Raw genomic sequence first — 10,595 nt, 5'->3', positions numbered from 1 at the left:
GCAGGCGCCGCCCACCTGGGCGCCGCCCCCGCCGCCCGGTGCGGCCGCGCCCGGTCCGCAGCCGGCAGGGCGCACCGTCCGACCCGCCCGGCCCGGCAGGCCGGCCCGGCGTCCCCGCTGGCCGCTCGTCGTGGGGATCACCGGGACCGTCCTGCTGCTGTCGTGCTGCCTGGTCGGGCTGGTGTCCGACCTGCTGGGCAGCGGGTCCTGACACCGGTCGGGTCCCACCCCGGCGAGCCCGGCGGACCCGCGGGCCGGCCGTCACGTAGCCTCGGGACATCGTGAGCCCTTCCCCGTCCGAGCAGTCCGGCCTGCCCGTGCACGCCAGCTCGGCGGCGGCCTCGCACCTGTCACCGGCCTACCCCGAGCGCGCCGCCTGGGGCACCGCCTCGCGGCTGCGTGCGTGGCAGGCCGCCGCGCTCGAGCAGTACCTCGCCGCGCTGCCCACCGACTTCCTGGCCGTCGCCACCCCCGGCGCCGGCAAGACCACCTTCGCCCTGCGCGTGGCGACCGAGCTGCTCGAGCGCGGCCGGGTGCGCCGCGTCACCGTGGTGGCGCCCACCGAGCACCTGAAGCGGCAGTGGGCCGACGCCGCGGCGCGGGTCGGCATCCAGCTCGACCCGGCCTTCCGCAACAACCAGGGCACCCACGCCGCCGGGTACGACGGCGTCGCGCTCACCTACGCGCAGGTGGCGGCGCGGCCCAACCTGCACCGCTCGCGCACCGAGGCCGCCAGCACCCTGGTGATCCTCGACGAGGTGCACCACGGCGGCGACGCGCTGTCCTGGGGCGACGCGATCCGCGACGCGTTCGCCCCTGCGCCGCACCGCCTCTCGCTCACGGGCACGCCCTTCCGGTCCGACACGGCCGCGATCCCGTTCGTCCGGTACGAGGCCGACGCCGACGGCGTCCGCCGGTCGCGCTCGGACTTCTCCTACGGCTACGCGGACGCCCTGCGCGACGGCGTGGTGCGGCCCGTGCTCTTCCTCGCCTACAGCGGGCAGATGCGCTGGCGCACGCGCGCGGGCGACGAGATCAGCGCCCGCCTCGGCGAGCCGCTCACCCAGGACCAGGTGGCCCAGGCGTGGCGCACCGCGCTCGACCCGGACGGCGAGTGGATCACCTCGGTGCTGCAGGCGGCCGACACCAGGCTCACCGAGGTGCGCCGCGGCGTGCCGGACGCCGGCGGGCTCGTGATCGCGTCCGACCAGCCCACCGCGCGCGCGTACGCGGCCGTGCTGCGGCAGGTGACCGGCGAGCCGCCCGTCGTGGTGCTGTCCGACGACTCCGGGGCGTCGTCGCGGATCGAGGAGTTCGCCGAGGGCGACCAGCGCTGGATGGTCGCGGTCCGGATGGTGTCCGAGGGCGTCGACGTGCCGCGGCTGTGCGTCGGCGTCTACGCGACGTCGGCCAGCACGCCGCTCTACTTCGCCCAGGCGGTCGGCCGGTTCGTGCGCGCCCGCCGGCGCGGCGAGACCGCCTCGATCTTCGTCCCGAGCGTCCCGACGCTGCTCGGCCTGGCCGGCGGGCTGGAGGCCGAGCGCGACCACGCGCTCGACCGCTCGCCGCGCGAGGACGACGGGCTCGACTGGAGCCCGGAGGAGGGCCTGGTCGCCCGGGCGAACCAGGCCGAGGGGGCCTCGGACGACCTGCTCGGCAGCTTCCAGGCGCTGGAGGCGCAGGCCTCCTTCGACCGCGTGCTGTTCGACGGCGGCGAGTTCGGCACCGGCGCCGACATCGGCTCGCCCGAGGAGCAGGACTTCCTCGGCATCCCCGGCCTGCTCGACCCCGACCAGGTCACCACGCTGCTGCGCCAGCACCAGCGCGACCACAGCAGCCGGCGCGCGGCGCCGCGTCCCCGCGAGGAGGTGGAGCGGTCGGAGGCCGCGCACCGCCGGCTCGCCGCGCTGCGCAAGGAGCTGAACGCGCTGGTGTCGGCCTGGGCGCGGCGCACCGGGCAGCCGCACGGGGTGGTGCACGCCGACCTGCGCACCCGCAGCGGCGGCGGCGAGGTGGCGCGGGCGAGCGAGGAGCAGATCCAGGCCCGCATCGACCTGCTGCGCTCGCGGTTCGTCGGCCGCGGCTGACTCAGCCGGCGGCGACCGCCGCGACGCGCCCGGCCACGAACGCGACGAAGTCCTCGTCGGGCACCGGGCGGCTCCACCAGTAGCCCTGCGCGAGGTGGCAGCCCATCCGGGCCAGCGACTGCGCCTGCTCGTGGGTCTCGACGCCCTCGGCGACGACGGCGACGTCGAGCGCCGCGCCCATCGTCACCAGGCTCGACACCACGGCCCGGGCGCGGTCGTCGTCGTGCATCCGGGCGACGAACGCGCGGTCGATCTTGATGGCGTCGACGGGCATCTCGGTCAGCCGGGTGAGCGAGCTGTAGCCGGTGCCGAAGTCGTCGGCGGCCAGGCCGACGCCGACGGCGCGCAGCTGCACCAGCTCGCTCAGGACGGCCGCGTGCGCGTGGTCGAGCTGGGTCTCGGTGAGCTCGAGCACCAGGCCGGTGCCGGGCAGGCCGTGTCGCGCGAGCGCGGTGCGCACGTCGGAGACCAGCGTGCCCTGGCCGAGCTGGCGCGCCGAGACGTTGGCGTGCACGGCGGGCGCGCAGTCGCCGAGCACCTCCCGCCAGCCCGCGGCCAGCCGGCACGACTCGTCGATCACCCAGGAGCCGAGCGCGTGGATGACGTCGGAGGCCTCGGCGACGTCGAGCCACTCGCCCGGGGCGAGCAGCCCGCGCTCGGGGTGGCGCCAGCGCACCAGCGCCTCGCCCGCCACGACCCGGCCGGCGAGCAGGTCGACCACGGGCTGCACGTGCAGGACGAACTCGCCGCGCTCGAGCCCGGTGCGCAGCTCCTGCGCGAGCTCGAGCTGGCGGCGGGCCTGCAGGTGGTGCTCCTCGGTGAACCACGCGCTGCGGTTCTTGCCGGTGCGCTTGGCCTGGTACATCGCCGAGTCGGCCTCGCGCAGCAGCGACTCCGGCGTGCTGCCGGGCCGCGACAGGGTGATGCCGATGCTCGCGGACAGCCGGTAGCGGGCGCCGGCGACCTCGACCGGCGCGGTGAGCATCTCCAGCACGAGGGCGGCCAGGTCGTCGGTGTAGGCGAGCGGGTCGCCCGGGCCGACGGGCGACAGGATGACGAACTCGTCGCCGCCCAGGCGGGCGACCGTGTCGTCGGGACGCAGGGCGCCGAGGCGGCGCGCCACCTCGACGAGCAGCGCGTCGCCGACCCGGTGGCCGGCCGAGTCGTTGACCAGCTTGAAGTCGTCGAGGTCGCAGAACAGCAGCGCGAGCCGTCCGCCGGCGCCGTCGTCGCCCTCGGCGGCGGACAGCCCCTCGCCGAGCCGGTCGCGCAGCAGCGTGCGGTTCGGCAGGCCGGTCAGGGCGTCGTGCAGCGCCATCTCGATGAGCCGGGCCTCGGCGTGGTGGCGCGCCGTGACGTCCTGCATCTGCAGGGTGACGCGCTCGACCTCGCCGTCGCTGTCGCGCAGCGGCGACAGGGTCACGGCGACGCGGCGCTCCCGCGACGGCCCGTCCTCGGGCCCGTCGGTGACGCCGGCCAGGCGCAGCTCGCCGTGCCACGTGCCGAGCTCGCCGGCCAGGACGCGGTCGAGGGCGCCGGTGTAGACCGCGGCCGAGTCGGGGTGCAGCAGCCGCTCGAGCGGGTGGCCGACGACCTCCTCGGCCGGGCGGTCGAGCATCTCGGAGGCGGCGGGGTTGCAGCGCCGCACCTGGGCGGCGGCGCCGCCGGGCAGCACCTGCAGCAGCAGCATGCCGAGCATCGCCTCGTCGAAGGTGCGCCGGAACAGCTGCTCGCCCGCGGCCAGCACCTGCGCCTTGCGCCGCACGTCGTCGACGGTGAGCCCGAGCACGGCGATGATCACGCCGAGGGAGAGCAGGTACGCCTGCAGGGTCGCGGTCGTCACGGGGGCGCTGGCGGGTCCTCCGAACGGACCGACGCCGTACACGGTCGCGACGGTGGCCGCGCTGCCGACCAGGAGCATCTCCGCGGCGGCGGTGCGCGAGCCGAACCGGGCCGCCGCCCAGGCCAGCACGGGGAGGGGGAGGAAGCCGAGCGGCAGCCCGTGCGGCCAGTAGGCCGCGGTGACGGCGTTGAGCAGCGCGACGACGTGCAGCACCTGCTCGAGCGTCCTGACCCTGGCCGGGGGCCCGGGCCGCAGCAGCAGCACCGGCGCGACCATGAGGATGCCCGCGGGGTGGGACGCGACGAACGTGCCCCAGGAGGTGAGGAAGTCGCCGTCGAGCACGAACCTCGCGGTCGACGCGGCGACCAGGCCGCCGGTCAGGCTGCCGAGCAGGGCGGCGAGCACGAGGTTCCAGGCGTCGGCCAGCCGCTCGAGCTGGTACCGCTGGCTGCCCAGCCGCAGGAACGTGGTGGCGGTGACGACGGCCTCGAGGGTGTTGGCCGACCCGAACAGCAGCGCGGGGCCGAGGTCGCGCCCGGCCAGGAGGTTGCCGGTGGCGGTGCCGAGCAGCACGACCGCGCACACCCGGGCCCAGTGCCGGCGCGGCGTGACCACCAGGGCGACGAGCGCGAGCCCCGCCGCGGGCCAGAACACCGCGACGGTGACGCCGGGCGGCCGGACGAAGACGGGCACGAAGGCGGCCACCACCAGGGCGCACGCGAGCAGCGCCGCACGGGCGGCGCCGAGCGGCGCGCGCTGCAACGTCCACACCCCTGGTCCATCGGCTCCGTCCGGGCCCGACCTGAGCGCGAGGGGTGGTCGCCTCGCGGGCGTGGTCACGGCGCGCCCGCGGTGGCCTCGTCGAGCAGCGGGACGGTGCGGTGCCGGACGACGTCCTGCAGCGCGATGACGGTCGAGGTGCGGCTCACCGCGGGCGTCGCGACGACCGCGTCGATGACCTGCTGCAGGTGGGTGTTGTCGCGGGCCACGACGCGCACCAGCAGGTCGCCGGTGCCCGTGGTGGTGTGCGCCTCGAGCACCTGCGGGATGCCGGACAGCTGGGCGGTGACGGCGTCGCGGCCGGTGTCCTGGTGCAGCTCGAGGGTGAGGAAGGCGGTGACGGGGTAGCCGAGCGCGGCGGGGTCGAGGACGGGCTGCAGCGACAGCACGCCGGTGCGCAGCAGCCGGTCGAGGCGGGCCTGCACCGTGCCGCGCGCGACCCCGAGGAGCCGGGACAGCTCGAGCACCCCCGTGCGCGGCGCCCGCGCGAGCGCCTGCACCAGGCGGGCGTCGAGCTCGTCGACCGGACGCGGTGGGCTGCTCGGTTCGGCGTTCACACTGGGCAGTGTGCCCGGTCGGGGCCGCCGGGCACAGCGCAGTTTGTACAACCTGCCCAGGAGGGCAGCGTCCGCTTGCCCAGCCGGGCGACCGCCCCCGACAGTGGGGGCGCACCCGACCCGTCTTCCCGTGCCCGACTTCCTGTGGAGGCCCGCCGTGACCGTCGACCTGACCCCCGCCGAGCGCCTGGCCGACCTCGACCTCGACCAGCTGAAGCAGCTCGTCGGGCTCGTGGAGTACGACGCCGACGCCGACCGCTTCCCGGTCACGGGCTGGGACGCCATCGTGTTCGTCGTCGGCAACGCCACCCAGGCCGCGCACTTCTACCAGTCGGCGTTCGGCATGCGGCTCGAGGCCTACAGCGGCCCCGAGACCGGCAACCGCGACCACCACTCGTACGTGCTGCGCTCGGGCTCGATCCGGTTCGTGCTGAACGGCGGCGTCGACCCCGACAGCCCGCTGCACGACCACCACCGCGCCCACGGCGACGGCGTCGTCGACATCGCCCTCGAGGTGCCCGACGTCGACCGCTGCGTCGAGCAGGCCCGCCGCGAGGGCGCGACCGTCCTGCGCGAGCCCGAGGACGTCACCGACGAGCACGGCACCGTGCGCATCGCCGCGATCGGCGCCTACGGCGACACCCGGCACACCCTGGTCGACCGCTCCCGCTACACCGGGCCCTACCTGCCCGGCTACGTCCGGCGGTCCTCGACCCACCAGCCGCGTCCCGGTGCGCCGAAGCGCATCTTCCAGGCGCTCGACCACGTCGTCGGCAACGTCGAGCTCGGCCGGATGGACGAGTGGGTCGACTTCTACAACCGGGTCATGGGCTTCGTGAACATGGCCGAGTTCATCGGCGACGACATCGCCACCGACTACTCGGCGCTGATGTCGAAGGTGGTCGCGAACGGCAACCACCGGGTGAAGTTCCCGCTGAACGAGCCGGCCGTCGCCAAGCGCAAGAGCCAGATCGACGAGTACCTCGAGTTCTACCGCGGCCCCGGCGCCCAGCACCTCGCGCTGGCGACGAACGACATCCTCGCCAGCGTCGACGCGATGCGCGCCGAGGGCGTGGAGTTCCTCGACACCCCGGACTCGTACTACGAGGACCCCGAGCTGCGCGCCCGCATCGGCGAGGTGCGCGTGCCCATCGAGGAGCTGCAGTCGCGCGGCATCCTGGTCGACCGCGACGAGGACGGCTACCTGCTGCAGATCTTCACCAAGCCGATCGGCGACCGCCCGACCGTGTTCTTCGAGATGATCGAGCGGCACGGCTCGCTCGGCTTCGGCAAGGGCAACTTCAAGGCGCTGTTCGAGGCGATCGAGCGCGAGCAGGAGCGCCGCGGCAACCTCTGAGGTCTGTCCGCATGGCGGGACGACGTGCGGTCAACCCGTGGACGCGCGAGAGGATCGCCCGGTGACGGACTCGGGTGACGGACGCGAGGGCGCCCCGCTGCGGGTCGCGCTGCTCGGCTGCGGCGTGGTCGGCACCGAGGTCGCGCGGCTGCTGACGACCAACGCGGCCGACCTCGCCGCCCGCGTCGGCCGTCCGCTCGAGCTCGTCGGCATCGCGGTGCGCCGGGCCGGGCGCCGGCGCGACCTCGACGTCGACCCGGCGTTGTTCACCACCGACGCGTCCGGGCTGGTGCGGCGGGCCGACGTCGTGGTCGAGGTGATCGGCGGCATCGAGCCGGCCCGCACCCTCCTGCTCGAGGCGATGGCGCACGGCGCGAGCGTCGTCACCGCCAACAAGGCGCTGCTCGCCGAGGACGGCCCCACGCTCTACGAGGCGGCCGACGAGCACGGTGTCGACCTCTACTTCGAGGCCGCGGTCGCGGGCGCCATCCCGCTCGTGCGGCCCGTCCGGGAGTCGATGGCGGGCGACCGCATCGACCGCGTGCTCGGCATCGTCAACGGCACCACCAACTACGTGCTCGACCAGATGGACTCCACCGGAGCGGGTTTCGAGGAGTCGGTGCAGCAGGCGCAGGCGCTCGGCTACGCCGAGGCCGACCCCACCGCCGACGTCGAGGGGTTCGACGCCGCCGCCAAGGCCGCCATCCTCGCCTCGCTGGCGTTCCACACCCGCGTGGGTGCCGCCGACGTGCACCGCGAGGGCATCACCAGCGTGAGCGCGGCCGACGTCGCCGCCGCCAAGGCCGCCGGGTGCGTCGTGAAGCTGCTGGCGATCTGCGAGCGGTCGAGGACCGACGGGGGAGAGGCGGTCTCGGTCCGCGTCCACCCCGCGATGCTGTCGCGCGAGCACCCGCTGGCCGGCGTCCGCGGTGCCTACAACGCCGTGTTCGTCGAGGCCGAGGCCGCCGGGTCGCTGATGTTCTACGGCGCCGGCGCGGGCGGGCAGCCCACCGCGAGCGCCGTGCTCGGCGACGTGGTCGCCGTGGCCCGGCACCGGGTCGTCGGCGGGCGCGGCCCCGGCGAGAGCACCTACGCCGACCTGCCCGTGCTCGAGATGGGCGAGGTGAGCACCCGCTACCACGTGCGCCTCGACGTGGCCGACCGCCCGGGCGTGCTCGCGGCCGTCGCGCAGGTGTTCGCCGACCACGAGGTCTCGATCGAGACCGTGCGCCAGACGCTGGTCACCGACGAGGACGACGACGGCACGACGCGCACCCGCGCCGCCCTCGTGGTCGTCACGCACACCGCCCCCGACTCCGCGCTCAGCGACACCGTGCGCGCGCTCGCGGGCCTGGACGTCGTCGACGCCGTCGCGTCGGTGCTGCGGGTCGAGGGGAGCTGACGTGGCGCACGCGTGGCGCGGGGTGGTCGACGAGTTCCGCGAGCGGCTGCCGTTCGCGGCCGGCGTGCCGGCGGTGACGCTGGGCGAGGGCGGCACGCCGCTGGTGCACGCCCGGCACCTGTCGGCGCTCACCGGGTGCGAGGTGCACGTCAAGGTCGAGGGCTGCAACCCGACCGGGTCGTTCAAGGACCGGGGGATGACGAGCGCGATCACGCGCGCCGCCGAGCTCGGCGCGAAGGCGGTGGTCTGCGCGTCCACCGGCAACACCAGCGCCTCGGCCGCGGCGTACGCGACGGCTGCCGGCATGACCTGCGCGGTGCTCGTGCCCGACGGGAAGATCGCGATGGGCAAGCTGAGCCAGGCGGTGGCCCACGGCGCCGAGATCCTCCAGGTCGCAGGCAACTTCGACGACTGCCTCACGGTCGCGCGCAAGCTGGCCGAGGCCTACCCGGTCGAGCTGGTGAACTCGGTGAACCCCTACCGCATCGAGGGGCAGAAGACGGCCGCGTTCGAGGTGGTCGACGCCCTCGGCGACGCGCCCGACATCCACTGCCTGCCCGTCGGCAACGCGGGCAACGTCACCGCGTACTGGAAGGGCTACCGCGAGTACACGACGACGTCCGACCAGCCGGGTCCGGCCACCCGCACGCCGGCCATGTGGGGCTTCCAGGCCGCCGGCGCGGCGCCGATCGTCCTCGGCCACCCGGTCGACGAGCCCGACACCATCGCCACCGCCATCCGGATCGGCAACCCCGCCTCGTGGGAGCAGGCCGTCGCCGCCCGCGACGGCAGCGGCGGCGTCGTCGAGGCCGTCACCGACGCCGAGATCCTCGCCGCCCACCGCCTGCTGTCGTCCCGGGACGGCGTGTTCGTCGAGCCGGCGTCGGCCGCGGGCGTCGCCGGCCTGCTCAAGCGGCACGCGGCCGGCCTGCTGCCCGCCGGGTCGCGCGTGGTCGTCACCGTCACCGGCCACGGGCTCAAGGACCCGCAGTGGGCGATGCAGGACCTCGACGGCACGCCCGTCGAGCCGCGGCGGGTGCAGGTCGACGTCGTGTCGGTCGCCGACGCCCTGGGCCTGTGAGGCCTGCTCCGTGAGGTCGGCTCCGTGACCGCGCGGCTGCGCGAGGGCGCGCGCGCCGTCGTCCGCGTGCCCGGCTCGAGCGCGAACCTCGGGCCGGGCTACGACTCGCTCGGCCTGGCGCTGGCCGTGCACGACGAGGTCGAGGTCGAGGCCGTCGACCCCGCGCTCGGCGCGCGCGTGCAGGTCGAGGGCGAGGGCGCGGCCCAGATCGCCACCGGTGAGACCAACCTCGTCGTGCGCTCGGTGCGCACCGCGCTGGCCCGCGTGGGCGCCGACCAGCCGGGCCTGGTGCTGCGCTGCCGCAACGGGGTCCCGCACGGGCGCGGCGTCGGGTCGTCCGCGGCCGCGGTCGTCGCGGGCGTCGTCGCCGCGCGCGGGCTGCTCGAGCGTCCCGACCTGCTCGACGACGGCACCGCCCTCGAGGTCGCGACCGACCTGGAGGGGCACCCCGACAACGCGGCCGCCTCGCTGCTCGGGGGCATCACCATCGGGTGGACGGGGGCCGGCGCCGCCCGCGCCGTGCGCGTCGACCCGCACCCCGACCTGGCCTGCGTGGTCGCCGTCCCGGACGCCGAGCTGTCGACCGCGCGGGCCCGCGCGATGCTGCCGCCGACCGTCCCGCACGCCGACGCCGCGTTCACCGCCGGACGGGCCGCGCTGCTGGTGGAGGCGCTGTCGCGCCATCCCGACCTGCTGCTCGCCGCCACCGAGGAGCGGCTGCACCAGGCGTACCGGGCCCCCGCGATGCCGGACGCCGCCACCGCGCTGGCGCTGCTGCGCGGCGAGGGGCTCGCCGCGGTCGTCAGCGGCGCCGGGCCCAGCCTGCTGGTGCTCGGCACCGCCGACGCAGACCTGCCGGCCCGGGCGGCGGCGCTGCTGCCCGCCTGGCGGGTGCTCGACCCCGGGGTCGACCGGGAGGGTGCCGTCCTGACGACCCCGTGACCCGCGCGGGTCCGGACGGGTGAGCGGCGTGGTCAGGAACACCCCGTGGGGTGCCTGGTGTTATGGTGAGCACGTCGACGTACCGCCGGCCGTCTCCACGGCCCGCGAACCGACGGCACAGCCACCAGATCCCGGGCCCGGCCCGCACGCAGTCCTCGCGCGTCGCGTCCCTGCTCGTGGCTTCCCACCACCGGCGTCTCTGACACCGCCGGTTCCCGGCCGAGGGTCCCGCCCCGGCCGCCGACGAGGGGGAAGGACCTTCGTGACCGACACCACCACCACCGCCGCACCCGCCGACTCCGGCGACGCGGCCACCCGGGGAGCCCTCTCCGGCCTCCGCCTGCCGCAGCTCCAGGCACTCGCGTCCGAGCTCGGCGTCAAGGGCACCTCGAAGATGCGCAAGGGCGACCTGCTCGAGGCCATCCGCAGCCACCAGGGCGGCGGCGCCTCCGCGAACGGCTCGGCGCCTCGCGCCGGCGTCGCCACCGCGGCCGTGCAGCCCGCGACCGAGCGGCCCGCGCGCCGCTCCCGCCGCGCCGTCGCGGC

8 protein-coding genes and 1 pseudogene are annotated in these 10,595 nt (G+C 75.8%); 7 read left to right on the top strand and 2 right to left on the bottom strand.

From position 1 onward, the window contains the following. Together ACYVKY_RS16215 and ACYVKY_RS16210 are read left to right on the top strand one after the other, a co-directional pair. Window positions 1–211, top strand: a pseudogene (locus ACYVKY_RS16215) (protein kinase domain-containing protein); the annotation flags it as partial. Window positions 212–281: 70 nt separating this feature from the next. After that, complete coding sequence (locus ACYVKY_RS16210; RefSeq protein WP_460436023.1) at window positions 282–2,087, top strand: DEAD/DEAH box helicase; 1,806 nt, start codon at window positions 282–284, stop codon at window positions 2,085–2,087. A 1-nt stretch (window position 2,088) separates the two neighbouring features. Here the strand turns inward: ACYVKY_RS16210 and ACYVKY_RS16205 are convergent, their stop codons facing one another. Both ACYVKY_RS16205 and ACYVKY_RS16200 read right to left on the bottom strand, forming a co-directional pair. Then, on the bottom strand, window positions 2,089–4,701 hold the full coding sequence (locus tag ACYVKY_RS16205; protein ID WP_460436022.1) for a bifunctional diguanylate cyclase/phosphodiesterase: 2,613 nt from the start codon (window positions 4,699–4,701) through the stop codon (window positions 2,089–2,091). A 65-nt stretch (window positions 4,702–4,766) separates the two neighbouring features. After that, entirely contained in the window at window positions 4,767–5,267 is a 501-nt protein-coding gene (locus tag ACYVKY_RS16200) for an Lrp/AsnC family transcriptional regulator (protein WP_460436021.1), read from the bottom strand. 157 nt (window positions 5,268–5,424) lie between these two features. On the opposite strand from ACYVKY_RS16200, the gene hppD reads away from it, so the two are divergent. The 5 genes from hppD to ACYVKY_RS16175 all read left to right on the top strand — a co-directional run. Next, window positions 5,425–6,624, top strand: a complete 1,200-nt coding sequence (hppD, locus tag ACYVKY_RS16195) for a 4-hydroxyphenylpyruvate dioxygenase (RefSeq protein ID WP_460436020.1) — start codon at window positions 5,425–5,427, stop codon at window positions 6,622–6,624. A gap of 61 nt (window positions 6,625–6,685) precedes the next feature. Further along, a complete protein-coding gene (locus ACYVKY_RS16190) occupies window positions 6,686–8,026 on the top strand; it encodes a homoserine dehydrogenase (protein ID WP_460436019.1) in 1,341 nt (446 codons plus the stop codon). Between the two features lies 1 nt (window position 8,027). Then, the gene (gene thrC / locus ACYVKY_RS16185) at window positions 8,028–9,107 is read left to right on the top strand and encodes a threonine synthase (RefSeq protein WP_460436018.1); all 1,080 of its coding nucleotides are present in this window, start codon (window positions 8,028–8,030) and stop codon (window positions 9,105–9,107) included. 24 nt (window positions 9,108–9,131) lie between these two features. After that, entirely contained in the window at window positions 9,132–10,049 is a 918-nt protein-coding gene (gene thrB / locus ACYVKY_RS16180) for a homoserine kinase (protein ID WP_460436017.1), read from the top strand. A 262-nt stretch (window positions 10,050–10,311) separates the two neighbouring features. Further along, the coding region (locus tag ACYVKY_RS16175; RefSeq protein WP_460436016.1) for a Rho termination factor N-terminal domain-containing protein at window positions 10,312–10,595 on the top strand (284 nt) is incomplete at its 3' end.

The sequence above is a fragment of the Angustibacter speluncae genome (assembly GCF_054777815.1).
Note: the sequence above shows the minus strand (reverse complement) of the source record. Positions and strands in the feature narration are given on the sequence as shown.